The 23,457-nt window shown below is 59.6% G+C and carries 22 protein-coding genes; 3 read left to right on the top strand and 19 right to left on the bottom strand.

The features are described from left to right. Window positions 1-237: 237 nt before the first annotated feature. The 12 genes from FJE54_RS07255 to FJE54_RS07200 form a co-directional block, all read right to left on the bottom strand. Entirely contained in the window at window positions 238-681 is a 444-nt protein-coding gene (locus FJE54_RS07255; protein WP_139652019.1) for a type II toxin-antitoxin system VapC family toxin, read from the bottom strand. After that, window positions 665-952 carry a type II toxin-antitoxin system RelB/DinJ family antitoxin gene (locus FJE54_RS07250; RefSeq protein ID WP_255467264.1) on the bottom strand — a complete coding sequence of 96 codons (288 nt, stop codon included), beginning with the start codon at window positions 950-952 and terminating at the stop codon, window positions 665-667. Before FJE54_RS07250 ends, FJE54_RS07255 begins: the two co-directional genes overlap by 17 nt. A gap of 67 nt (window positions 953-1,019) precedes the next feature. Further along, window positions 1,020-2,369, bottom strand: coding sequence for an MATE family efflux transporter (locus FJE54_RS07245; protein ID WP_180326619.1), 1,350 nt, complete (start codon window positions 2,367-2,369; stop codon window positions 1,020-1,022). 499 nt (window positions 2,370-2,868) lie between these two features. Continuing rightward, window positions 2,869-3,336: a UCP014422 family protein gene (locus tag FJE54_RS07240; protein ID WP_139652017.1), complete on the bottom strand. Its 468-nt coding sequence runs from the start codon at window positions 3,334-3,336 to the stop codon at window positions 2,869-2,871. A gap of 69 nt (window positions 3,337-3,405) precedes the next feature. Beyond that, complete coding sequence (locus FJE54_RS07235) at window positions 3,406-4,578, bottom strand: ArsA family ATPase (RefSeq protein WP_139652016.1); 1,173 nt, start codon at window positions 4,576-4,578, stop codon at window positions 3,406-3,408. Between the two features lie 15 nt (window positions 4,579-4,593). Then, window positions 4,594-4,899 carry a hypothetical protein gene (locus tag FJE54_RS07230; protein ID WP_139652015.1) on the bottom strand — a complete coding sequence of 102 codons (306 nt, stop codon included), beginning with the start codon at window positions 4,897-4,899 and terminating at the stop codon, window positions 4,594-4,596. Continuing rightward, window positions 4,889-6,070: an ArsA family ATPase gene (locus FJE54_RS07225; RefSeq protein ID WP_139652014.1), complete on the bottom strand. Its 1,182-nt coding sequence runs from the start codon at window positions 6,068-6,070 to the stop codon at window positions 4,889-4,891. Before FJE54_RS07225 ends, FJE54_RS07230 begins: the two co-directional genes overlap by 11 nt. Window positions 6,071-6,162: 92 nt before the next feature. Beyond that, complete coding sequence (locus FJE54_RS07220) at window positions 6,163-6,675, bottom strand: MarR family winged helix-turn-helix transcriptional regulator (RefSeq protein ID WP_139652013.1); 513 nt, start codon at window positions 6,673-6,675, stop codon at window positions 6,163-6,165. Between the two features lie 163 nt (window positions 6,676-6,838). Continuing rightward, window positions 6,839-7,957 (bottom strand): DUF1648 domain-containing protein, encoded by a 1,119-nt coding sequence (locus tag FJE54_RS07215; protein WP_218971898.1) that lies wholly within the window; start codon window positions 7,955-7,957, stop codon window positions 6,839-6,841. Further along, window positions 7,957-8,352 carry a GntR family transcriptional regulator gene (locus tag FJE54_RS07210; protein ID WP_139652012.1) on the bottom strand — a complete coding sequence of 132 codons (396 nt, stop codon included), beginning with the start codon at window positions 8,350-8,352 and terminating at the stop codon, window positions 7,957-7,959. The genes FJE54_RS07215 and FJE54_RS07210 overlap by 1 nt, the downstream gene beginning before the upstream one ends. Window positions 8,353-8,362: 10 nt before the next feature. Continuing rightward, window positions 8,363-9,961: a hypothetical protein gene (locus FJE54_RS07205; protein WP_139652011.1), complete on the bottom strand. Its 1,599-nt coding sequence runs from the start codon at window positions 9,959-9,961 to the stop codon at window positions 8,363-8,365. A gap of 9 nt (window positions 9,962-9,970) precedes the next feature. After that, on the bottom strand, window positions 9,971-10,693 hold the full coding sequence (locus tag FJE54_RS07200; RefSeq protein ID WP_139652010.1) for an ABC transporter ATP-binding protein: 723 nt from the start codon (window positions 10,691-10,693) through the stop codon (window positions 9,971-9,973). A gap of 145 nt (window positions 10,694-10,838) precedes the next feature. On the opposite strand from FJE54_RS07200, the gene FJE54_RS07195 reads away from it, so the two are divergent. Then, window positions 10,839-11,804: a CPBP family intramembrane glutamic endopeptidase gene (locus FJE54_RS07195; RefSeq protein WP_139652009.1), complete on the top strand. Its 966-nt coding sequence runs from the start codon at window positions 10,839-10,841 to the stop codon at window positions 11,802-11,804. A 103-nt stretch (window positions 11,805-11,907) separates the two neighbouring features. Here the strand turns inward: FJE54_RS07195 and FJE54_RS07190 are convergent, their stop codons facing one another. Together FJE54_RS07190 and FJE54_RS07185 are read right to left on the bottom strand one after the other, a co-directional pair. Beyond that, window positions 11,908-12,573 carry a response regulator gene (locus FJE54_RS07190; RefSeq protein WP_139652008.1) on the bottom strand — a complete coding sequence of 222 codons (666 nt, stop codon included), beginning with the start codon at window positions 12,571-12,573 and terminating at the stop codon, window positions 11,908-11,910. A gap of 9 nt (window positions 12,574-12,582) precedes the next feature. Further along, window positions 12,583-13,788, bottom strand: coding sequence for a GAF domain-containing sensor histidine kinase (locus tag FJE54_RS07185; RefSeq protein ID WP_139652007.1), 1,206 nt, complete (start codon window positions 13,786-13,788; stop codon window positions 12,583-12,585). Window positions 13,789-14,006: 218 nt separating this feature from the next. Here FJE54_RS07185 and FJE54_RS07180 point away from each other — a divergent pair, with 218 nt between their 5' ends. Continuing rightward, window positions 14,007-15,908: an FAD-binding protein gene (locus FJE54_RS07180; RefSeq protein ID WP_180326618.1), complete on the top strand. Its 1,902-nt coding sequence runs from the start codon at window positions 14,007-14,009 to the stop codon at window positions 15,906-15,908. 32 nt (window positions 15,909-15,940) lie between these two features. Beyond that, on the top strand, window positions 15,941-16,663 hold the full coding sequence (locus FJE54_RS07175) for a succinate dehydrogenase/fumarate reductase iron-sulfur subunit (protein WP_139652005.1): 723 nt from the start codon (window positions 15,941-15,943) through the stop codon (window positions 16,661-16,663). 214 nt (window positions 16,664-16,877) lie between these two features. Here the strand turns inward: FJE54_RS07175 and FJE54_RS07170 are convergent, their stop codons facing one another. From FJE54_RS07170 to nhaA, 5 genes are all read right to left on the bottom strand, one after another. Then, window positions 16,878-18,254: a DHA2 family efflux MFS transporter permease subunit gene (locus tag FJE54_RS07170; RefSeq protein ID WP_139652004.1), complete on the bottom strand. Its 1,377-nt coding sequence runs from the start codon at window positions 18,252-18,254 to the stop codon at window positions 16,878-16,880. A 73-nt stretch (window positions 18,255-18,327) separates the two neighbouring features. Beyond that, window positions 18,328-18,894 (bottom strand): aminoacyl-tRNA hydrolase, encoded by a 567-nt coding sequence (pth, locus tag FJE54_RS07165; protein ID WP_139652003.1) that lies wholly within the window; start codon window positions 18,892-18,894, stop codon window positions 18,328-18,330. 35 nt (window positions 18,895-18,929) lie between these two features. Continuing rightward, window positions 18,930-19,901, bottom strand: coding sequence for a ribose-phosphate diphosphokinase (locus FJE54_RS07160; protein WP_139652002.1), 972 nt, complete (start codon window positions 19,899-19,901; stop codon window positions 18,930-18,932). A gap of 112 nt (window positions 19,902-20,013) precedes the next feature. Next, on the bottom strand, window positions 20,014-21,387 hold the full coding sequence (gene glmU, locus FJE54_RS07155; protein ID WP_139652001.1) for a bifunctional UDP-N-acetylglucosamine diphosphorylase/glucosamine-1-phosphate N-acetyltransferase GlmU: 1,374 nt from the start codon (window positions 21,385-21,387) through the stop codon (window positions 20,014-20,016). Window positions 21,388-21,629: 242 nt separating this feature from the next. Then, a complete protein-coding gene (gene nhaA, locus FJE54_RS07150) occupies window positions 21,630-23,246 on the bottom strand; it encodes a Na+/H+ antiporter NhaA (protein WP_139652000.1) in 1,617 nt (538 codons plus the stop codon). Window positions 23,247-23,457 lie beyond the last annotated feature (211 nt).

The following is a 23,457-nucleotide window of genomic DNA, read 5'->3' as shown; positions in this document are numbered from 1 at the left end:
GCGGCGATGGCGTGGGTGCGGAATGCGACGGCGTTGGCGTTTGGCAGTGGCGCGAGGTCGACGTTCTCGGCCGGCGTGACGGGCTGGTGCTAGCGTGTGGTCTGGCGCAAGCGTGGGAGCCGGCGCAAAGACTCGATTCGGGCACGGGCATCGGGGTTGGCATGCGAAAACGCGCACGCGAGTCGGCCACAGGCAGCGAAACCGGAGCAATCGCGACTGGAGCCCGACGAGAGCATCCTACCAGTCGATTTCCTCGTACACGAATCCCTGCGCCTCAAGGCGCGCAAACAGCTCTTCGGGAGTCACCGCCTCGACAGACGAGGCGGTGAAATCCTTCGCATTGCGCGTAACGATGTAGTCGGCACCGATCTTCTCTGCGCATCGCGCAACGAGGCAGTCTTCAAAATCACCCCAACGCGCGGCGAGTGCCTTGCGCGCGTCTTCCGGCGTGATGCCCACCAAGCGAAGAAACGACAGGTTGTTCTCGATCATATCCTGAGCGCCCTGGCTTCCGAAATCCTTGCAAAGCAGATAGTACAAATCCGTGAGCATGTTCACGCTGATATACGTGTTGGCTGCTTCGACGATCCCCAACAAGCACACTTTACGCGAAAGCTCGTAAAACGGTTCGCGCCGATCGATATGATCGAGTACGATGTTGGTATCAAGCACCAGTTCCATAGCGCTCCTTCAGCCGCTCCTCGCGGATTTCTTCATCGGACATACCGCTTGGCTTTTTGGTGTGGCATGCGTCAAACGCTGCAATGCGCCGCCTTATCTCGTCTTTCGAAGGACGCTCATGCTGCTCGAAAGGGAGCGAATCGTTCTTCACGGCATAATCGAACAAACGGCGAACCGCTTCCGAAGGCGTGAAGCCGCAGCGCCTCATTACGGCAACGCCCTGTTCTTTCACCTCGTTCTCCAATCGAACAGTAAGGATCGATTCCATCATACATCCTTTCTGTATTACGTGTAATACAGTATAGAGCAATCAGCCGTTCCCCGCAAGCACGAGGGCGCTATTCCAGCCGCTTCGCCCAGGCGCCGCGCAGGTAGTACGCAAGCCCGATGAGCGCGGGGATCACCGGTGAGAGCGCTTGAGCGACGTAGATGCCGGTAAACCCGAATCCGAGCACGGAGCCGAGCAGCCACGCGAGCCCGAACCTGATTGCCACCGCATCGAAAAACGCGTTCACAAGCGCAAGCCGAGGCGCGCCCGAACCGAGGGCGAACGAATCGAAGCAGTACATGAGCGCATAGAACGCCGCGTTGAACGAGCAGGTAATGCGCAGGTAGAGCACCGTTGTCTCGATCGCCGCCTCGCCCGTAGCCCCGAACGTGAAAGCGAGATCGTAGGCGAAGACCTGCGTCGCGACGGCTATTACGCCGATCACCGCCACCGACATCGCCGCACTCGAACGGACGACCGATCGCATGCGTTCGGGCTTGCGTGCACCGGCGTTCTGACTGGTCATCGCCGTGACCGCCTGCCCGATCGCCCAACAGGGAAGTCCCGAGAACGTGCTGATCTTGAGTCCCACCCCCGAAGCGGTGGCCACATCGGCACCGAACCCGTTGAGCATGCCGGTCACCAACAGATAGGATAGGTTCACCACGACCATCTGCGACGCCGAAGGTATGCCGACGCGGAGGATAGCCGCCGCACTGCGGCGCACCGCCGCGCGATCGGCAAGCTGCGGGCGCGCCTGCGGATAGCGGCGCACGAGATGCCCGATCGCGAGCACGCACGAGAACCCTTGCGCGATGACAGTCGCCCACCCGGCACCCGCCACGCCCCAGCCGCACCCGGCGACGAGCACGATATCGAGCGCGATATTCACCACGGTTGCTAAGGCGATGTAGGCAAGCGGCCCGCGCGCATCGCCGAGGCCTTTCATGAGCGAGCACGCCGCATTGTAGCCGAACGTGAAGACGGCGCCCCCGCACACGATGGCCATGTACGCCACCGCCTCGGAAAGCGAAGCGCCGGGCACGTTGAGCGCCTCGAACACCGGTTGCGCAAACCCGATGCCGAGCGCGGCAACCGCAAGGGCGCATACGGCCGACAATGCGAACAGCGCCGCCGACACCGCCCCCTGCCCCTCAGTGTCGCCCGAGCCCTTGCACCGCGCGATCGCAACCGTGCCGCCGCCCGTCATGCCGATCGCAAGCGACCCGACGCAAAACGAGATCATGGACGCGTTGCTGATGGCCACAAGCCCGTTGTTTCCCATAACCTGGCCGACGACGATCATATCGGCTGCCTGATAGCAGTATTGCAACATGTTCGCCGCCAAAAGCGGCAGTGTGAACGCGACGAGCTGTTGGGGGATCGACCCCTTCGTAAAATCCTGTTCCGATGATTTCATGTCTCTCCTCGAAAAGTAAAAGCCGCAGACGAGATATCGCCTGCGGCTTCGAGGTTCGACCATCGGATCCGTTCTCCTTGCACTCATGTATGCGCAAATGCGGCGCGTGCGCCGTCGAGCGGTTCCGATGAGAAACGGATAGGATTTTCGCCTATCCGGTAAGCCCTGCGCGATGTCTCATCGTTTTCCTATCGCACAGAGCAGAGCCGATGCAGAGTTTCATGGCACTTCCTTTTCGAGTGCACGCGAGCCCTTGAAGCCGCGTCCGCGCTTCCTGCGAAAGCGCGCAAGGGCCATTGTAGCGCATCGCTGCACTCTTGCAAGGGAAAGGTGCCGAGCAAGTGTCGTGCGGTTCTCGGGCAGCTCTTGAGCCGAGGACTCCGATCCTCTGGCTACGGCTCGGCGGCAGGGGCTCAGAACCCCGGCCATGCCTCGGAGGCAGGGCTGCCGAACCCATAGGCGCGGCTAGGCAGCAGCGCAGCTCTTGGCGGGGAGAAGCTCAGTCCTTCTTCGTTTTCGGCGGACGGGCGGACCCGCGCTTAATGGCGATGTCGAGCGCCGCGAGGGCATCGTAGGCTGCGCGCGCCGCACGCTCAATCCCCGCGGCATCGAGGTGGCGTTCGGCTATAACGGCACGAGCGGCTTGCGCATAATCGCGACGGAAGCGCTCGTTGAGCTCGGCCCAATCGATGCCCGCGAACCCTGCGGCAACGGCGTGATCGAACGGCACGAGGCCCTGTTCCATAAGCACGGCAATCACGGGATAGCCCGCATACCCCTGCCAATAGGTGGCGTTATCGCTCGACGAGTACGCCGTATGCGCTTCGTCCCAAACAACCGTATAGGATTTCTCGCCGTTCGAGGACACCACGGTAGCAAGGCGCTCGTCAGGGCAAAGCGTCACGCGCCCGTCAGCCAGAGCGCTGTACGCCTCGTACACTTTTTCAAAAGGCGGCAGTTTTTTCACAGCATTTCCCTCGGTCGTCCATACTCGTCACCAGCATGATAGCAGACAGCCAAGGCGCGAAACCATGCGCTATCGCCCGCCTCGCGCAAATGCAATCGTAAGCGAGCCGTCTTCGTAGCGCGCTCCGGTCACGTCGCATGAACGAAGGCTCTCGGGCAGCGGGACGCGACGCGTCTGGTTCGCCAGAGCCACGATGAGGGTCTCGCCATCGTGGCGCACGTCGAGGTCGCGCTTATCGAAGAACGGCACCGCGAACGAAAGCTCGAATTCGCCGTCGCGCTCGGTCAGGACAAGCGGATCGGAGCACGCGAGCACCGCTTCGGGATCGACGCTGCCGTACAGTTCAGCCGCCGCCTCGCAAAGCGCGTCCAGCCCCACAAGCTCGCCGTGGTGCAGCATGAGGCGAAGCACGGGTACGCCGTCGAATCCCCTTTCGATCTCGTCAAGCGACGAGCGCTGCAGCTCGGTCCACCGCTCGAAGTAGCCGGCTAGGGCTTCTTCGGGATAGAGCCGGTTCGCGATCACAGCATCCACGTTGTAGCCGTAGAGGTGCAGCCACGAAAACGCACGCCGCGCCTCCTTGACGACGATGCGCTCGGCAGTCGTGACGATGCGCAGACTCACGCGGTCGTCGTCGATCAGAAGTGCCCGCAGCCGCTCGAGCCGCCCGATGAGTTCGGATGCTTCGTCGAACAGGGAGTCTTCGGGCATCGGTATCTTCATCATGCCCTCGAGTACGGGACGGCCCACTTTGAGCGCCTTGCGTTTGAGGGGAAGCGCGGTTTCGATGAAAGAGCCGAGACGCTCGGGATATTTGAGCAGCGAAAGCGTCTCGCCTGTTGGAGCGCAGTCGACAATGAGCACATCGTAGACGCCCGCTTCCTCGATGTCCAATATGGTGAGCAGGGCGAACAGCTCTTCGAGGCCGGGGAACACCAGCAGCTCGTCGGCCTCGATGCCGGCTTGCGCATGGGTTGTCATAAGCTCGCGCAGATACTTTTGCATCCTCCCCCACGCGGCGCGACCCGCTATAACCGGATCGATCTCGAGCGCATCGAGGTTCTCGGCAACATGCACGGGTTCGCTTCCCAGAGAGATGTCAAACGCATCGCCCAGGCTATGCGCTATATCGGTGCTCGCAACGAGCACGCGGCGGCCCCGTTCGGCCAGATGCACCGCGGTCGCCGCCGCAACGCACGTCTTGCCGACGCCGCCCTTGCCCGTGTACAGGATGATTCTCATAGCTGCCTTCTTTCCCTACTCAATGACGATCGACTGCAAGCCGGATGTTCGTGCGCCATGCGACGTTGAAGCGTTTCGGACGCCCTTCGCCTTGGAAGACGACCGCACCTGTCCCCCGTTTCCACATGCACCCGCCCACGGTGCGTCGCTCTCACCTTCGTGCGGGGAGTTCGAAGCATCGAGCACATCGAGCGCCGCAGCCGAACACACCCGCACCGCCAACGCTGCCGCGTCGCGCAATCCCTCGGGAACGAGCAGTGCGAACGCCTGTGCCTCAAGGCGCTTAGCCGCCACCATCTTCTCAACGAATTCAGCGTTCATCAGATTCCTCCTTCGCAAAATCGACGGCGAGCACCCCGTTGTCGAGCTTCGCACGCACCACGTCCAACCCAGCCAGAGCGTTCGGCAAGGGAATCGAGCGGTTGAACGCGCCGATGCGCACCACCAGATCGGCTCCCGCGCGGTACAGCTCCATCCCACCTTTCTCGGCAAGCGGCACGAACAGCTCCAAACACCATCCCGCATCGGTTCTGCTGTAGCGTTCATGCTCGACCTGCAAAGCGGCCGCAAACACCGCATCGTCGGGCAGTTCGTCCGAAAGCCGAGCGACATCGCGCAGGCCGCATAGGTCGGTTTCGTGCCATGCCAGCTGCGCCTGGGGGAGATTGCCGAACACGCGGGATAGCTCTTCGATGCAGCGCTTCTGCACCGAAGCCCATTCGGAGAAGAACCCCTCGCCCGCCTCGGCGGGAAGCACCCGGTTCACGATCAGGCCGTCAACGCGGTAGCCGAACAGATTCAGATACAGGTAGTTGCGTTTGGTTTCCTCCACCACCATCTTCTCGGGAAGCGCCACGATGCGCACCGAAGTGCGCTCGCCGTCTTTCAAAAGCTCCTGCAGATCGAGCAGGCGCGCGTAGAGGCGCTCGATATCGGACATGGCGTGCTTGTCGGGAAGCTCCACCTTGAGGATTTTCTTCGAAACCGGGGAAAGCACCCGCATGGCCACCTTGCCGAGCGGAAGCCACTTCTCGACGTACCAGCCCATGAGCTCGGGGAACTTGAGCAGCGCAAGCGTTTCGCCCGTCGGAGCGCAATCGACCACGATCGTGTCGTACGCGCCGCTTTCCGCATAATCGAGCAGCTTGAGCAGCGAGAACAGCCCGTCGAGGCCCGGCATCGAGGGAAGCGCCTCGTCGGGCTCACCGCCGAACTCCATGCTGCCCATCATGGCGGTAATGCCCCGTACCAAATCGCCGTATTCGCACTCCATGATGCGATCGGCGTCGAGCTCGACCGCTTCGAGGTTCTCCTCAACCGGTACCGCTTCGGGGCCGATGCGCCGATCGAGCACATCGCCCACACTATGCGCCGCATCGGTGCTGACAAGAAGCGTACGTTCGCCCGCTTTTGCCGCCTTCCAGGCGCTCGCCGCCGCGACGCTCGTTTTGCCCACACCGCCTTTGCCGGTGAATATCCGAATCTTCGCCATGTCCGTACCTTACTTCCTGTTTCGAATTATTCTTTGCCCGAACTATCTTGTCGAAAAAAGGGCGCTCGCGCGCCCGCGCGCAACCGACCGACCTACTCGATGGCAATGCGCTTCATGCCACCCCTCGAATCGCTGCCGTGCGCCCGTTCGTCCTTCGCCCCTTTCGCCAAAAGCTCAGGTACCCGCGCGAGCACCCGCAACAGCACTCGTTGCTCCTCGTCGCTCAAATCGTCGAACAGCGCACCCACGAGCGCACCGACATTTCCGATCACCTTTGCCATTTGCTGTTCGCCCTGTTCGGTGATGCGCACCGAAACCACGCGCTTGTCCGCTTCGCTGCGCCACCGCTCGACGAGGCCGCGCTTTTCAAGCCGGTTCGCGATGCCGGTAGCCGTGTTGAGCGGCACGCCCACGTACTCGGCGATACGCGACATCGTGGTTTCGCCCGTGCGGTACACGTGCGCGAGAGCCAGAAGCTCGTTCTTCGAACAGTCCATGAGAACGCCCTGCCACCGCTCAGCGGTAAACAGATCCTTCGCGCCGTCGAGGAATTCCCAGTACGTATCCTCAAGGCGAAAGGCATCGATGTTCTCAGGTGCTCGCATTTACTTCCTTTCTCGAAGTAAATTCATTCTGCCACCGAAGTAAACGGGAGTCAAGAAGATTTCTCGAGAAGTACGCGGGCCCATCGAAACCCGAGCCTGCAGCCAGCACGCGGCTCATCAACTATCGGCCGCGTCACCGCACGCCCGACCGCAATCCGCCCGTTTACGCTATCGACATGATCACCACGACGAACACGACGGTGAGCACGACGCCGCCGAGGCCGATCACCCAGATGGCCGGACGCGCGAAGTTCGCCGTCCAGCCGATGCCGAAGCGCTCGGGCAGAAACAGGCTCGGATCGTCGCGGTTGAAGTAGAAGATACCGAGCCTCCAATGCTCGTCGTCATCGGCCAAGAGCTCGTCGCTCGCGCCCATGCGGGCGAACAGGCGCGCACCTCCCTGCCCGTACACCACCGAAATGGCGATCGAACCGATCACGATGATGAGACAGACGACCATAATCGCAACCCCCGCCTGCATGAGCTCGACCACGCCCATGAACGACAGGGGCATGAGCACCATGGCAATGCAGATGGACATGCCCGTGACGAGCAGGAAAATGCTCTGCGCACGGGCGAACATGCCGTACGCGAGCGCCGAAGTCGCCGGGGCCTTGGGGTCGGAGGGCTTCTTCGAACGCAGCATGGTCCAGTGCGAGAACACCATGCACGCAACCAAAAACAACTGGATGAACACGGGCATGAGCACGACGAGCGGCGATTTCTCCGCGTATCTGCTCACCTCGCCGTCGAATCCCATCTGCATGGGAATCATGTCGGGCATGTGCGCGTATCCGACGAATCCGATTGCAAGCGTCACAAGCATAACCGGCACGTACAGAAGGTTCCACGAAAGCGAAATCGCACGGGGGGCATTGCCTTCGCCCACGAACGCGACCGATTCCTGCGCTTCGGCATGCCAGCCCTGCTGCTTCTTGTACGCCGACACCTTCTTGCGGTTGAAGAGCATGAGCGCGTAGCCGCCGAAGGTCAACAGCAGCGTTCCCGCAATCATGACCGCGATGACGCCGCCAGCATTGTCCAGAACCCAGAATGCGACGCCGATAGCCGTAACAAGCACCGTGAGCGCCAGCATCTCTATCAGAAAGCGATGCTTCAAGCCTTTAAGATACGGATCGGTCGAAGCGACCTCGGGCACGGTGACGGCGAAGCACTCGCTCTTCTTCATGAGGTAGGGAGTAAGCGCCATAAGCACGCCGACGATCGGAAGCAGTACGAGCGTGAGCCCCACCATCACCGTCGCATCCATCGCTTCGCCCATTACCGCTCCTCCTCGTATGCCCTATCCGCCTGCGCAGCCGCACGCGCAATGAAATCTTCCTTCGAGCCGCCGTGCGCCCTGAACTCGAGCGCGAGCGCCCGTATGGCCGCGTCCATGCGGGCAAGCCCCGCTTCGGCTTGGGCTTCGCCGTGGTCGGAGGGATCCGCTACGTACGCGCCCGACCTGCCCCGCATAACCACGTAGCCCTCGTCGCGCAAAACAGCGTAGGCCTTGTTGACCGTGTGAAGGTTGATGCCGAGGTCGCTCGCGAGCGAGCGGACCGAAGGCAACGCATCGCCCGGCTCGAGATCGCCTTGAGCGATGGAGGCGATGATCTGGGAACGGAGCTGCAGGTACAGCGGTTCGTTCGACTTTTGGTCGATACGTACGAGCATGCCAGCACCCCTATTCTCGCAACGGCACCGCCGACAGATTCCGAAACATCAGCCACGCGGAAACAACTAACACAACGGCTAGCATGATACCACCGATCGCGCCGAGAAAGGCCGTCGCCAGCATGCCGACCACGACAATGGCGAACCCCAAAAGCACCGTAGCCATAACGGCAACCGAACGCTTCACCGGCTCGTATTCGCTTTTCCAATCATAGCGCGGACGACGCGCGTCGATCATGAGGCCGAACATGGTAACGAAAACCGACACAGCGGCAGGCACCGCAACGCAGAGAATGCCCGACGCGAAATCGACGCCAAACGCAATCGCGAGCAGCATACCGCTCACCGACACAACAGGCAGCCCGATCACGAGGCTCAAAAGCGCCTTTGCACCGAGAATCGTTCGAGCGGGCACGGGCGCCGTATACATAAGCCACCTGCTTTTTCCTTCGAGCGATACCGAAGCAGCCGTCGTCGAGGATATGCCGATGAAAAAGGCCATCGCCCACGGCAGGAACGCCCCGATAAGAGAACCGATTTCTCCCCCGAACAGGTCGGCGGGCAGCATGCCGAGCACCGACGCCGCAATAGCGGCGATGCCGGCAACGAGCACGAGCACGTAGCCGATACAGGCGTTCATCAGGTAGATCGGCGTCGAAACAAGGCGTGCCGCCTCTTTGGCAAGCAACGCCGCAAGGGGTTTGCGCACTTTGAGCAGCCTGGCTTCGCCATCTTTGCCCGCAAACGAGAACGAACCGTTCGGTCGATGCGCCATGAGAAGCGTGTTGATGGCTGCGAAGCGACGAGAAACGAGGGCGATCGCGGCAATCGCTGGAACGACCGAGACCGCAGCGAACAGCAGAAACACCAGCGCGTCGCCGTTTGTGATGCCCGCGCTCGCCCATGCGATCGGCGGCAGCACCGCCTCCATAGCGACAAGCTGCTGAGCGGCAAGCGCGGTGATCGCCGCATCATCTCCCCCGGTCGATCCCATCATCGCATACGGAACGACAACGATGACGAGTACGGCGGCGATGGAGAGCACGACCGTCACGATGTTGGCGTGGCGCATGCGGGCAGCGAGGGCCGAGATGCCCACCGCAAGCAGGATAGCGAGTGTCATGGGAAGCAGCGGCGCCAGAAACACCGAGGCAACCATCATGACGACCGAGCCGAACGTGACGTGCGCAAGCGATGCGTAGACCCCGAAGGCCGGCAGCATGGCCACCGCGCCGAACACGAGCGAAAGCGCGTAGAGCGCAGCGAGGCGCGACAGCACCACGGCGGAAGCGGTTACCGGAAGCGACATCACAAGGTCGTAGTCTTTGAAACCGAACAATACGCCGTTCGCCTTGAGAAACGCCGCGACCGCGCCGGCAAGCGAACCCACGAGCACGGCGACGAAGGGAATGCTGTCAACGAGCCCGAATTCCGCAAGTCCGTACGCCGCACCCACGCTGTAGCCCACGCAGAGCGCACCGATTGCAAGAGCCGCAAGCACGAAAAGCCCGATCGTCCGCTTGGCTTTCGCCTTATCGGCATGGAGGGCTTTGTTGATACCGAACGTACCGAGTAGCTGCACCTTCAAAAGAAGCTTGAGTTTGCTCATGATGGACGCCTACTTTCCCAAACCGAGGAATACGTCTTCGAGGCTCTTGTCGCCGACAACCGTGTCGGTCGGACCGTCGGTGATGAGTTTGCCCGCTTTGATGATGGCTACCTTGTTGCAGAGCTTTTCCACCACTTCGAGCACGTGGCTCGAGAAGAAAATGGCAGACCCGCGCTCGGTCAGCTCGCGCATGAGGCCTTTGAGCGTATACGATGCCTCCGGATCGAGGCCGACGAACGGCTCGTCCAACACAAGCAGCTTCGGCTCATGGAGAAGCGCGCCGATGAGCACGACCTTCTGCTTCATGCCGTGCGAGTACGACGAAATGAGATCACCGAGTGCCGATGTGAGAGCAAGCTTGTCGGCGTAATGCTCGATGCGCTCGCGGCGCACGGCGGCGGGCACCTCGAATATATCGGCTATGTAGTCGAGGTACTGAATTCCCGTGAGGAAATCGTACACGTCGGGGTTATCGGGCACATACGCGGTGATCTGCTTGCAGGCGATGGGACGATCGGTTACCGACATGCCGTCGATGCTGATGCTGCCGCCATCGAATCCGGCCACCCCGACTACCGAGCGTATCAGCGTGGTCTTTCCGGCTCCGTTGTGGCCGATGAATCCATAGATATCGCCCGGCATGACCGCAAGGCTCACATCGTCGACGGCCCGCTTGGAACCGAACGTTTTCGTAAAATGCTCGACTGCAAGTACCGGTGTTGTTTCGTTCATAGCTGCTCCCTTTCTTGAATTTCGCAAGATCCGGAATTCTCGGAATTCCCTCTTGTGTACCGTTTGCCCTGTTGTTATATTTATGCTATAACAGATAGAACAACAATGCAAGCGATCAGACCAAGGTAAAGAAACGAGGCTCATCATGAAACGGATCGTCATCTATCTCGCCGTCACGTTCGCCCTCACCTACGCGCTCGAGATCCTCGTGGTCATTCCGATGGCGACGGGTACGGGTTTGGGAAGCGGACTCGCCGCGCCACCGGTTGCCGTACAGTTCATCGTGGGATCGATGATGTTCGTTCCCGCAATCGGCGTGCTGATCACGCGCCTTGTAACCAAAGAGGGTTTCAAAAACGCGATGATCAAGCCCGTCGATTTCAAGCACACGTTCAAGTACTACCTGATCGCCTGGTTCGGGCCCGCCGTGCTCACGGTTATCGGCGCCGCCGTGTACTTCCTCGTGTTCCCAGGGGATTTCGACCCGACAATGACGGCCGCCACCGCCATGCTGCAGGAGGCAACCGCCGCACAAGGAGGCGCTGCCATGCCGGCTGACATGGTGTCGATCGTGATGTGGGCGCAGCTCGCCATGGGGGTTTTCCTCTCGCCCATCCTGAACTGCCTGACCTGCTTCGGTGAGGAATGGGGCTGGCGGGGCTATCTGGTACCGAAGGTCTACGAGAGGATGCCGTTCATCCCCACCGTACTCGTCACCGGTGTGATCTGGGGCCTTTGGCACGCGCCGCTTACCGTAATCGGCCACAACTACGGCGTGGGATACCCTGGCTGGCCCTTTCTCGGCATTTTCGCCATGTGCATCTTCTGCATCGTGATCGGAACGCTGTTCAGCTATCTCACCCTGAAAGCGAAGAGCTGCCTGCCCGCCGTCATCGGCCACGGCGCCGTAAACGGCTTCGTGAGCGCAGCCGTACTCTTTTCGGTATCGGGCGGGAATCCGTTCATCGGCCCCATGCCCATCGGCATCATCGGCGGCGTCGGCTTTATCGCAGCGGCGATCGTGTGCTGTGCGCTCATGCGCAAAGACGAGAAGCATCGGATGCTCGACGGGACGGCAACCGATGCTGGCGCAAACGCCGTGCAAGGATAGGTGCTGAGCGCGCCTGGGCCGCTGCGATTCGCCGCACCCAGGCGCTTTTTCTCCCCGCATGCGCGTTGCTTCGGGATTCGCAGCATCGGCACCCGCAGCCGTTCTAGCTCCGTGAAACAAACCCTTTCGATATCGCATACGAAGCAAGTTCGACGCGGTTGCGCAATCCGAGCTTATCCATGATTTTACTGATATGCGCCTTGACCGTGTTCGGAGCAATCACCAGTTCGCTCGCTATTTCCTTGTTGGTGTAGCCCGAAGCAACCAATGCCAAAACTTCGCACTCGCGCACCGACAGGCAGTCTTGATCTGCTCCGCTTTCCGAATGCTTGCTCGATTTTGCAGCCATGGTCTTCATGATCTGGTTCAAATGGATTCTGCTGATGCTCGAACCGCTCCGATAGACTGTCTCAATGGTGCTGAAAAGCTCCTCCGGTTCGAGGTTTTTCACGAGATAGCCTGCAGCGCCCGCACTGACGCTCTCAAAAACCTGATCGTCAAAATCGGTTGCAGACAGCATAATGACAAGAAGCTCAGGCCGAAGCGCATGCATGCGCCTCATCGCTTCGATACCGTCGATTCCCGGAAGATTGATGTCCATCAATACGATATCGGGTTCAACCGAGTGCAGCAGATCGAGCGCCTCTTCCCCGCTCCCGGCTTCGGCAACCACCTCGAGCTTGCTGCACTGGGAGACCAGCGCACGGAGCCCTTTTCGGAACAAGGCGTGATCATCGACAATCATGAGAGAAACCAATGGCAAGCCCATAGTCGCCACCTATCGATATGGGATCGTAAAACGCACGATAGTTCCGTGCGGCTCAATGGAAAGCACCGAAAGAGAGCCCCCCGCATCCCGCGCACGCTCCTCCATGATCGAAAGACCAAAATGTCCCTGACGGCGCGATTCGAGCTCCTCGGTGTCGAAGCCGATCCCATCGTCTTCGACTTCGATAACCACGCAGTCGGCACGCACCCGGCTTTCGATGCGCACCCGAGAAGCGCTTGCGTGCTTTCGCACGTTGGCAAGCGCCTCACCGAGGATACGGCTCGTCTGCAAAAGCGCCGACTGGCTAAGACGCATGATGTCGAATTCCGAGAGCTTGTAATCGACTTCGATGTCGTGCCGATCCTCGTATGCTTCCGTATAATCCTTGAACGATGCGACGAATTCCTCGCCTGCTATGCCTGCTGTACGAAACGAATGGATCGTATCTCTTAAATCATCGTAGCTATCATCTACAAGATGCATGACATCCCGTATCTTCTCGACCGTCCGATCGGGTAACTCTTCCGTAAGCAACAAGGTGTTGAGATTCATTTTGACGGCTGCAAGCGATTGGCACGCATCATCGTGCATTTCTTTCGCGAGACGATTCCGCTCCTGCGCGACGGCGAGCTGCACAGCCGACTGGTGCATTTTCAGATTCGCAACCGCCATGGCGCCGGTTCCGGCAATTGCCATGACGATCTCTATCTCCTCGTCGGTCATATGCCGACGTTCATCGAAGCACATGAAGCCCGCGGCAACCGCACTGCCGTGGAACACGAGCGGAAAGGCGAGCGCCGATTTGATACCGAAAAACCGCATTGTTCGCTTATCGGTTCTCGGATCCGCCATAACGTCCTCGGCGAACACCGGTTTCGCGGTTTCGAGCGCCTCGCGCGTGAAAAGGTCGGGGGGATCGGGCACTTTGTATTCGGGCGACGGCTCCGGCTCGATCAGGTAGTAATATCCGTGCTTTGACCTTTCAGGAAACAAAAAGGAATTGCATCCCCATGCGCCGGTTGCATTGATGATTTCCTGTGAAATGCTATAGAGAACCTCTTCCATCGAAAGCGTGCTGCTTGCAACTTGCGTTATGTGCAGCAAAGCGGAAAGGCTCCTTTGCTGCTGAACGAATTCTGCTTCGGTTGCAGCAAGCTCGAACCCCGATTCTCGTTCCTCGGTGTTTTCGGTAGCGCGAAGCGGCACGCTTTCCATCGTGATGTCCCCTCACTCTGAGCCGATGAAAAACCGCATCGGCATCCCCATGCTTATAGTACTCCAAATCGCACGATGGCTTAATAACCCATTTGTACTAACCGCTTCGTATGCCTAACGAAAAAGATTGCCATTTCGGGGAATGTTGCGCCTGGTTCGAGCCGCTTACACTTGAACGGAACGCTCGCAGAGAGCGTACAGGGAGTGAGGAGGATCATATGGCAGTACAGGGAAACGACGGTACGAAAAAGAGGTTCGCTCCTACACGGCGAGATTTCCTGAAAGGGGCGGCGGCTTTCGGTATCGCGGCATCGTTCGCAGGTGTCGCAAGCGGCTGTTCGCAAGGGGCCTCTGCCGAAACAGGCACTTCGGATCAAGGGGAAAAGGCCTCGCAAGGACAATACGCCGTATCGGTGTTCGAAGGAGACGTGCTCATCATCGGCGCAGGTGTTTCGGGCATAACGGCAGCACGGAAGGCGCTTGACGACGGAGCCGACTTGATGATCGTCGACAAGGGCCCGTGGGGCCACTGCGGTTCGTCGGGCATCAACTGGGGACACGATCTCGAAACGAACGAATGGTTCAGCGGGCCTATCGAGGATGCCGTGATAACCTGGACCGCTATGAACAACGGCTTGTGCAACCAAACATACGACAAAGCCGTTCTCGAAGGAGTGCGGCAAGCTCGTCCCTCGGCTACAGCCGAGCAGGTCGGCAGCGTCTTGCAGCGCGGGGAAGACGGCGAACCCATTGCAAAGAACGCCGATAGCCCCATGGTTGTCGATCACGGATACTTCCTCATGTGGCATGCCCGCGATATTGCAGCCAAAGGTGCCCGCATCTACGACCGCGTGTTTATACTCGACCTGCTGCTAGGCGAGGACGGGAGCGCTGCGGGGGCAGTCGGGATAAACCTTGTGACTGGCGAAGCGTACGTCTTCCATGCGAAATCGGTGATCTTGGCAACGGGAAGCTACGTATGGGCGGCAGGATACAACGGACAGGGAGCCTACAGCATCGGATCACCCGAAAATACCGGAGACGGCTATCGCATGCTGCTCGACGCCGGCGTCCCCATGCGCGACATGGAACAGATCATCTGCGACGTCGCGCAGTGGTATCCGAAAGGATGCCGCCAGGGCATGGGTAACATCTGCGGCTCCATCACAACGCACAATTTCATTTTCGACAAGGACAAGCAGCCGATCACCGAGCTCGTCACCGAGAACGGATGGGGATTTCCCGAGATGCTCCGCATGCTCGCAAAAGCCGATCTCGACGGTCGAACCCTTGAGGTCGAAGAGGCCGAGATGGGCGGCTTCTACGTAAGCACCGAGTGCCAGCCGGTCAATCGCTACTATGCACGGGTTGGAGAGAATTACGAACGCGGTCTCGGATACGACATCGGCGACTACGTCATCGATGTGTTCAGCCAATGGGACTGCGCAGGCATGCCAAGCCAATTGAGCGAGCACGCCGAAACGTCGCTTCCCGGCGTATACTTCTCGAACGCCGGCGAAGGAGCCTGGAGCGGATGCGCGCTCTTATGGTGCGTCGGGACGGGATGGATCGCCGGGGAGGGTGCGGCATCGCGCGCGAAAACATCCGAGTACATGCCTATTCCGTGGGATAAGGTGCGTTCGTCGCTCGATGAGGCTTTCGGGCTGCTCGCCGCCGAACCAGCCGACAAAAAACGGGCTCTTGAAGTATTCAGAAACATCCAGAAAGCTTATTGGAAAGGATTGCAGCCGGCTCGAAGCGCCGACGGGCTCAACGAATGCCTCAAGGAAATCGACCGTATCGAAGCGGAAGAGATTCCGAACATGTACGTAGCGTCGAAAAGCAAGCAGCTCAATTCCGATTGGCAACGCGCACTCGAAGCGAAAAGCCTTTTGGCGGTTACCCGCGCAACCGCTCATGCCGCACTCGCGCGCGAGGAATCCCGAGGACACCATTGCCGAATCGATTTTCCAAAAATGGACAGTAAAAACTGGTTGAAGAACACGAACGTTACGTGCACAGACGGAACCTGGTCTGTCGAGCTAACCGATATCGACGATGCGGTATGTCCCGCTGAAACCGTTGCTTCGATGATGTCCGAATACGGCATGGAAGCGTAGGCTACCCGAAAATCCGAGAGGAGAGATTACCTATGGCAGAAACCATTACCGCAAAAATACTGCGCTACGATCCAAGCACCGACGAGGCACCGTTTTACGCATCGCATAAAATCCCCTACGAAGACGCTCAGGGCGACGGGTTCATGACGGGATTGCAGGTCCTGCATGCCGTGAACGAGCAAGAAGCCATCGGCTACGATTACTGTTGCAGAAGCGGCTTGTGCGGAAGATGCAGCATGATGATCGACGGCAAAGCCGGGCTCGCTTGCTGGACGCCTCTCACTCCAGGTGAGCACACGTTCGAGCCGCTGGCTGGATTTCCCGTCATCAAGGATCTCGTCGTCGACCGCAGCCGCGCATACCAGAAGATCATTAAAGTCACGCCGGAAACCCTTACCGTCAACCCCATAAAAGAGCTGCAACCGATAGAGCATGATCTCTATTGGAACACGCTTGAGCGCATTAACATGTGTCGCGAATGCTATTCGTGTTACGCAACCTGTTCGGCCCTTCAGCAGGGAGGCAAATGGTCAACCTATGCCGGACCTGCTGCGATGATGGTCATTGCGCAACATTATCTGGATACGCGTGACCAATCGGATCGCCTACTGCAAGCCGTGTTCGAAGGCGTCTTCGATTGCATCCAGTGCGGGTTCTGCACAGAAGTATGCCCTTCGCACATAAATATAACCGAACTGATAGCAACCATGCAGAAAGCCGCTGAAGAACGGGACCTGAAACCGACAGACGCTTAGCAATCGCCTCATCGCGTTGCCGCTGCAACGGCGAACCGAATTGACTCACAAGGGAAGACCGGACTCGAAGCCGGTCTTCCCTTCGTCAGCAGGACTCGCGATGCATTCCCTCGATCAGCAAAGCAAGCTTTATCTCGCTGCCTCGAAGGGCGATTCCGACAGCAGCCTTGCAAGATCACCGCATTCCAACCAGCACCACGCCCAACCCGCTTCCCTACTTAACCCTCACGGCAATGTAGGCGAACGTCGCAACGGCGAACACGGCTGAGAATGCGAATGCGAGCTGGTAGGCGAGTGCGGACGGTGCGGCCGTAGCCGATACGGTGGCGATGATGAACACCATGGCCGACGTGCCGAGCGAAGCGCACGCCTGGCGCACCGCGATGCAAAACGAGCTCCCGTCGGTAACGATGCGCTTCGGCAGATCGGCAAGGCTCCACGAGATGAGCGGCGCCATGAGGCCCGACACCCCGAACGCGCGAAACGCCTGGAACAGCATCGTCACGTACAACGGCGTATGCTCGTCGAGAAACACCATGATGATCGAACCGAACGCGAGCAGGATACCCGACACCATGACGACCGGGCGGATGCCGATGCGATCGACGAGCGCGCCGGACAGAGGATTGAGAAACAGCGCCGCAAGCGTACCCGGCAACAGCACGATGCCCGCATCGAGCGACGTACCCCCGCACAAACCTTCGATGTACAGCGGGATCACGAGCGTGATGCCCATAAACGACGCATGGAGGAAGTTCAACGCCATGAATCCCGCGAAAAACTGATGCGACTTGAAGATGTCCATATTGATGAGCGGATCGCTCACGCGCTTCTGCCTGCGCACGAACAGCACGAGAAACACCGCGCCGAGCGCAAGCGGCGCCCAGATGAACGGGCTTGCAAGCCCGTAGGAGCTCGCGTTCGAGAACGCAAGCAGAAGGCCGCCGAACCCGAGCGTGGATTGGGTCAGCGAAACTCCGTCGAGTTTCGCCGTGCGGTCGGACGGCGCGCTTGCGGAAACAGACAATGCCGTTGCCACAGCCAGTACGACAACCGCCGCAAGCAGCAGATAGAAGAAGCTCCGCCACCCGAAAGAGAAGATCATCGCTCCGCCGATGGTAGGACCTATGTTGGGGGCGAAGCCCATCGCTATGCCCGCGATGCCCATGGCGGTCGAACGGCGGTCTGCCGGAAAGCGCGTCATCGCGATCGTCTGCATGAGGGGCATGACGAGCCCCGTCGATATCGCCTGGAGCACGCGCCCGCCGAGCAGCATCCAGAAGTTTCCCGCCACGCAATCGAGCAGCGCTCCTGCAAAGAAGAACGCAAGCGCGATGCACACGTGCTGTTTGACCGAGAATCGCCGCGAAAAGAACGTCGCCACCGGCACCGTCACCCCGAGCACGAGCATATAGCTCGTGGTAAGCCACTGGCCCAGGTTCACATCGACGGCGAACTCGCCGAGGATGCCGGGCATCATAGCGTTCACCGCCGTTTGCGAGAGATTCCCCAACGCGCCCGCGAACATAACGATAGCGAACAGCGCATACACCTGCCCTCGTTCGCTTCGTATGATCGACTTTCCTGCCATGCCTTCCCAACCTTGATCACAAGCCGCATCGGTACGAAGCGTTACGCTCGATCCGCGCGGCAGTCGCCCATGCTCAGTTGAAATCCTGCTGGGTTCTCGCAAGCCCATGCTCGATGAGCGAACATACCGCTTCGGCCCCGCGCGAACAAGCAGCCTCGAAATCGTCTTTCGCCTCTTTGCGCGGAAGCGAAAGCACGTAGTCTGCTACGTTCATGCGTCCGGGCGGCCTGCCGATGCCGATACGTACCCGGTACCAATCGCGTGTTTGGAGCTTGTCGCAGAGGGAACGCAATCCGTTGTGGCCCGCGTGGCCGCCGCCGAATTTCACGCGCACGGTGCCCGGATCGATGTCAAGCTCGTCGTGTATCACAATGAGGTGCTCGGCATCGATACCGTAAGCGTTCATGAGCGCCTTAACAGGGCCACCCGACGTGTTCATGTAGCTCTGGGGTTTCGCGAGCACAAGATCGGTATCCCGATAGACTGCCTTAGCCGTAAGCGCTCCGCCCTCGGTTTTCCAATAGCGGACGCCAAGCTTGTCGGCGATGAGGTCAAGTGTATCGAACCCAGCGTTATGCCTGGTATGCGCGTATTCGTCTCCGGGATTTCCCAATCCCGCAATCAGATAGGTATCGGCCATGGCTGTGTGCTCGTATCAGCAGAACCCGCGCGGACCTACAGCGCGAAATCGGGGTCGAACAGGTCGGACACCGAGCCGTTGCTGTACACGTTCGCAATGGCGCGCGCAAGCAAGGGCGCAACCGTAACCACCTTGATCTTGCCCGTCTGGTGCTCCTGGGGCACAGGGATCGTGTTGCACACAACGACCTCTTCGATCTCCGAGTTCTCAAGGCGCTCGTAGGCCGGGCCGCTGAAGATGGGATGCGTGGCACACACGTATACGGTATCGGCGCCCTTCGCCTTCAAGGTTGACACCGCCGCAACGAGCGTGCCGCCCGTATCGATCATGTCGTCGTTGATGATGCAGATCTTGTCCTGCACATCGCCGATGAGCGCCGTGATCTCGGCCTGATTATGGCCAGGGCGTCCCTTGTGCATAATAGCGAGATCGGCCTCCATGATGTCGGAAAGCTTCTTAGCAGCCTTCGCACGGCCCACGTCGGGGCTCACGATGCACAGACGGTCCATATCGAGGTTCTTCGCTTTGAAGTAGTCGGCAAGGATGGGAAGCGCCGTAAGATGGTTCACGGGGGTATCGAAGAAGCCCTGGATCTGGCCCTGATGCAGGTCGATGGTGATCGTGCGGTCGACCCCCGCCACCGTCATGAGATTCGCGACGAGCTTAGCTGTGATGGGCTCGCGCGCAGCCGCTTTACGATCTTGGCGCGAATAGCCGTAATGCGAGATGACAGCCGTGACCGTGCGGGCAGAAGCGCGCTTGGCGGCATCGGTCATGATGAGAAGCTCCATGAGCGCATCGTTCACCTGTACGCCGGCAACCGACTGCACGATGAACACGTCGGCCCCGCGGACGCTCTCCAGATAGCGCGCATAGATTTCGCCGTTGGAGAACTTCTCGAGCTTCACGTGGCCGAGGTTGATGTTCAGCTCGGCTGCTATCTGCTCGGCTAGTTCAGGGTTTACCGAACCGGAAAAAACGGCCATGCTCTTCTGCATTTCGGTCATCGACGCGCTCCTTTTGCCTCTCGTTCGTATTCGATCGATTCGTATTGTATCCGCTCGCCGCCCTGCGAAACCGCAACAACGGCTAACGACCGTGGTATCTTCACCTTCGGCGTCACTTCGAGGCGTTGTGCCGCCGCTGCTTCCAATCGGCTATCTCGACCTGCTTGGAACGCTCGAGCGCGAGCGCGTCGGGCGAGACGTCGTGGGTGATAACCGACCCCGCACCGATGACCGCGCCCGCGCCGACGGTTACCGGTGCGACGAGCATCGTATCGGAGCCGACGAAAACATCGTCTTCGATGATAGTCGTGAACTTGTTCGTGCCGTCGTAGTTGCAGGTGATCGACCCGGCACCGATATTCACGCCCTCACCCATCTCCGTATCGCCGATATAGCTCAAGTGCGGCACCTTCGAGCCTTTGCCGATCGTCGATTTCTTGATCTCCACGTGCGTACCCGCTTTCGAGCCTTCGCACATATGCGCGCCGGGGCGCAGATACGCTCGGGGGCCGCAGGTGACGTTCGCATCGATGCGCGCCTCTATGGCCACAGTCTCGTCGATCGAACATCCCTCGCCCACAACCGTATCGGTCAAGCGCGAGTTCGGGCCGATTACCGTGTTGTTGGCAACGATGGTTCGACCGTAGAGAAACGTCATCGGCAAAAGCTCGACATCGCGCCCGAGCACGGCATCGGGCCCGATCCACACAAGCTCGGGATCGGTCATCGTCACGCCTTCGGCCATATGATGCTCGTTGATGCGCCGCTGCATCTGCTTAGTCGCATCGGCGAGCTGGATGCGCGAGTTGATGCCAAGGCACTCGGAGGGATCTTCGGTGATAAGCGCCGAAACCACCCTGCCGTCAGAGCGGCATATTTCGAGCACGTCGGTCAAGTAGAACTCGTTTTGCGCATTGTCTGATGTAACCTGTTCGAGCGCCGAGAACAGCGCCTTGGCGTCGAAGCAGTAGAACCCCGAGTTGCATTCGGTGAGAGCGGCTTGCTCCGTCGAGCAGTCCTTCTGCTCGACGATGCGCTCGACGCCGCCGTCTTCGCCACGCACGATGCGGCCGTAGCCAGTCGGATCATCGAGCTCCATCGTCAGCACGACGACCGCCGCACAGGACCTCTCGCGTACCTCAATGAGCGCGCGGATGGTGTCGGGGGTGATGAGCGGGCTATCTCCCGACAGCACGACAAGCGAGCCGTCGAAACCGGCAAGCGCCTCGCGGCATACGGCTACCGCGTCGGCCGTTCCCCTGCGTTCGGGCTGGACGACTACGCGCGTATCCTCCTCGACAAGGGGAATCACCTGCTCGCGCAGATGACCGACCACGCTTACGACCTCACCGATGCCCGCCTGCCGTGCCGCATCGATAACCCAGTTGACGAGCGGCTTGCCCAACAGCTCGTGGGCTACTTTGGGCTTTTCGGACTTCATGCGGGTGCCGGCTCCGGCGGCAAGGACGATAGCACGACTTTCCATCTTGTCAAACCTCCATCAGCAACAACAGGGCGCCGGCAAGGGCGCGCCGCAGATCCCCTGCGCGCTTGCTTGCCCATAGCGGAAATCAGTATAGCGCAAGCAATGCTTGCATTCGTAACCCGATAGCAAATTCAGGTATTCGCCGCGTTGATGCGCCGAGCGCCGAGCCCCTTGGCCGACGCCCGCCCGTTACCGATCTGCTGCATCACGCAGGCGCATGCAAGCGCATGCGCCGCTATCGCTTACCGCGAATCGCCGTCCCTATCGGGATCCGGCTTCCCCTCGGCTGCCGTCTTGTCGCTTCGCTGCTCGTCGGCCCCGAGGTCAACGACGATTTCAGCAAAACCGTCGCCCTCGCGCTGCGCTGCTTCGATCTCCTCTTTGAGCAGCGGGCTTTCGATCTCATCGAGCATGCGGCGGCTCGCTTCGACGTACTCTTTATCGGAAGCCTGCTGGGGCATATTGTCCTTCGACGCGGCGATGTAGGCCACGCCCTTCTTCCGGGCTGCGTTAGCCTGCACGAACAGAACCAAAAAGCCCACGACGCCCGCAATCAGCGAAGCGGACAGAATGGCGAGCTTCGCCGTGGTCACGATGGCAGGATCGTCGAACGCGAGATTCGCAACGAAGATCGCCATGGTGAAGCCAACGCCGCCTAAAATGCCCGCGCCGAGCATATGACCCCAGTTAGAATGGTCGGGCAACGATGCAAGTTTTGTCTTCACGATAATGAAGCTGAACAGCATAATGCCGATCGGCTTGCCAAGCAAGAGACCGAAGAACACGCCGTAGAGCGCAGGATCGGCAAATATGTTGCCAAGGCTTCCGTCTACAAACGACACGTCGGCATTCGTGAGCGCAAACAGCGGCAGAATGGCGAAGTATACCCAGGGATACAGCGTGTTTTCAAGTCGTGTCGCAGGCGGAACCACCTGCTTGGCAACCAAGCTCAGCTTCGCCACAGCGGTGATGTAGTCCTTCTGACCGATGACCGGATCATTCGGCTCGTAGAGCTCGCTCGCCTCTTTGACGCGCTTGCCCGACCACGAAGCGAAGCTCTTAAGATTCACGCGCGAACCCGAGGGAATCGCGAAGGCGAGCAGCACGCCCGCGATAGTCGAATGCACGCCCGACATGAACACGCAGTACCACAGTACGATTCCCATGAGAATGTAGGGAGTGAGCGAATAGATGTGCCTGCGGTTCATGACGATGAGCGCCACGAACACCACAGCAGCGGCAATGAGCCAGAAGGCCGAGGGGCTCTGCCCGTAGAAGATGGCGATCACGAGGATGGCGATGATGTCATCGGCCACGGCGAGCGTGCTCAAGAACACGCGGATGCCGTTGGGTACGCGGTTGCCGAGCAGCGCCATGATGCCGAGCGCGAACGCGATGTCGGTTGCCGTCGGCACGCCCCAGCCATGCGCCGTCTCGGGGTTCGTCGCGTTGAAGATAAGGTAGATGACGATCGGGAAGAACACGCCGCCGAACGCCGCCACGATGGGCAGAAGCGCCTGGCGGATGTTCGTAAGTTCGCCGACCGTCATCTCGTATTTGATCTCGAGCCCGACGAGCAGGAAGAACACCGCCATAAAGATATCGTTGATGATGTGCGCAAGCGACATTTCGGCTTTCGCCTCGCCGAAGAAAAAGCCCACTTCGGTGTGCCAGAACGCGTAGAACTGGTCGTAGAACGCCGTATTCGCCACGATGAGAGAGATGATAGCGGCGATGAGCATGAACGCAGCCGCTTTCGTGGACGAATGGAATATCTGGATTACCTTTTTGTACAGCGTCTGATGGCCCGCCACTTCCTGGATGAAGAGCGAGTCTTTTCCGGCTTCTTGTTTCGTCATGCGTCTCCCCGTTGTCGCCTGCACCGTTGCACGATGCTGAATCATTCGCAAAAAGTATACTATCGCGTAATGCCCAGCATGCTTTCGATCTCGATAAAGTGTTTACAATTTTTCAACTGGTTTCGGTGCACGTGGGCAAAATCGGACAACTATGCGGTATCCTGTTCGTATCAGCTTGACGGAAGGAGTCGGGTTTGGGTTTGCGTCGATC

Origin of the sequence: Raoultibacter phocaeensis, from assembly GCF_901411515.1 — a bacterium.
Lineage (GTDB): Bacteria > Actinomycetota > Coriobacteriia > Coriobacteriales > Eggerthellaceae > Raoultibacter > Raoultibacter phocaeensis.
This window is presented reverse-complemented; position numbering and strand designations above follow the sequence as displayed.

Coding starts and splice junctions, on each gene's coding strand:
- FJE54_RS07255 (WP_139652019.1), bottom strand. CDS start 681: ATGGAACTGGTGCTTGATACCAACATCGTACTCGATCATATCGATCGG.
- FJE54_RS07250 (WP_255467264.1), bottom strand. CDS start 952: ATGATGGAATCGATCCTTACTGTTCGATTGGAGAACGAGGTGAAAGAA.
- FJE54_RS07245 (WP_180326619.1), bottom strand. CDS start 2,369: ATGAAATCATCGGAACAGGATTTTACGAAGGGGTCGATCCCCCAACAG.
- FJE54_RS07235 (WP_139652016.1), bottom strand. CDS start 4,578: ATGAGAATCATCCTGTACACGGGCAAGGGCGGCGTCGGCAAGACGTGC.
- FJE54_RS07230 (WP_139652015.1), bottom strand. CDS start 4,899: ATGAACGCTGAATTCGTTGAGAAGATGGTGGCGGCTAAGCGCCTTGAG.
- FJE54_RS07225 (WP_139652014.1), bottom strand. CDS start 6,070: ATGGCGAAGATTCGGATATTCACCGGCAAAGGCGGTGTGGGCAAAACG.
- FJE54_RS07220 (WP_139652013.1), bottom strand. CDS start 6,675: ATGCGAGCACCTGAGAACATCGATGCCTTTCGCCTTGAGGATACGTAC.
- FJE54_RS07215 (WP_218971898.1), bottom strand. CDS start 7,957: ATGGGCGAAGCGATGGATGCGACGGTGATGGTGGGGCTCACGCTCGTA.
- FJE54_RS07210 (WP_139652012.1), bottom strand. CDS start 8,352: ATGCTCGTACGTATCGACCAAAAGTCGAACGAACCGCTGTACCTGCAG.
- FJE54_RS07205 (WP_139652011.1), bottom strand. CDS start 9,961: ATGAGCAAACTCAAGCTTCTTTTGAAGGTGCAGCTACTCGGTACGTTC.
- FJE54_RS07200 (WP_139652010.1), bottom strand. CDS start 10,693: ATGAACGAAACAACACCGGTACTTGCAGTCGAGCATTTTACGAAAACG.
- FJE54_RS07195 (WP_139652009.1), top strand. CDS start 10,839: ATGAAACGGATCGTCATCTATCTCGCCGTCACGTTCGCCCTCACCTAC.
- FJE54_RS07190 (WP_139652008.1), bottom strand. CDS start 12,573: ATGGGCTTGCCATTGGTTTCTCTCATGATTGTCGATGATCACGCCTTG.
- FJE54_RS07185 (WP_139652007.1), bottom strand. CDS start 13,788: ATGGAAAGCGTGCCGCTTCGCGCTACCGAAAACACCGAGGAACGAGAA.
- FJE54_RS07180 (WP_180326618.1), top strand. CDS start 14,007: ATGGCAGTACAGGGAAACGACGGTACGAAAAAGAGGTTCGCTCCTACA.
- FJE54_RS07175 (WP_139652005.1), top strand. CDS start 15,941: ATGGCAGAAACCATTACCGCAAAAATACTGCGCTACGATCCAAGCACC.
- FJE54_RS07170 (WP_139652004.1), bottom strand. CDS start 18,254: ATGGCAGGAAAGTCGATCATACGAAGCGAACGAGGGCAGGTGTATGCG.
- pth (WP_139652003.1), bottom strand. CDS start 18,894: ATGGCCGATACCTATCTGATTGCGGGATTGGGAAATCCCGGAGACGAA.
- FJE54_RS07160 (WP_139652002.1), bottom strand. CDS start 19,901: ATGACCGAAATGCAGAAGAGCATGGCCGTTTTTTCCGGTTCGGTAAAC.
- glmU (WP_139652001.1), bottom strand. CDS start 21,387: ATGGAAAGTCGTGCTATCGTCCTTGCCGCCGGAGCCGGCACCCGCATG.
- nhaA (WP_139652000.1), bottom strand. CDS start 23,246: ATGACGAAACAAGAAGCCGGAAAAGACTCGCTCTTCATCCAGGAAGTG.